The sequence below is a fragment of the Ochrobactrum sp. SFR4 genome (assembly GCF_019730395.1).
Lineage (GTDB): Bacteria > Pseudomonadota > Alphaproteobacteria > Rhizobiales > Rhizobiaceae > Pseudochrobactrum.
On record NZ_JAAPBB010000609.1, the window covers coordinates 1 to 296 of the forward strand.

At 37.5% G+C, this 296-nt stretch carries 1 protein-coding gene; it reads left to right on the forward strand.

All coding sequences use genetic code 11. The features are described 5' to 3' along the window. Positions 1–296 (forward strand): exonuclease/endonuclease/phosphatase family protein (locus HBA93_RS20475; RefSeq protein ID WP_221724500.1); only part of this gene is annotated, 296 nt, incomplete at both ends.

A 296-nucleotide genomic window follows, 5' to 3' on the forward strand; every position in this document is an offset into this window, starting at 1 on the left:
ATGAAATCTCAGTCCTAAATATCTATGCTCCAAATACAAGGGTAACTCCATACATAAAAGAAACCTTACTAAAGCTCAAAGCACACATTGCATCTCCCAGAGTAATAGTGGGAGACTTCAACAGCCCACTCTCGGCAATGGGCAGATCATGGAAACAGAAACTAAACAGAGACACAGAGAAACTAACAGAAGTTATGAACCAAATGGATTTAACAGATATCTATAGAACATTTCATCCTAAAACAAAAGAATATACCTTCTTTTCAGTACCTCATGGTACCTTCTCCAAAACTGAC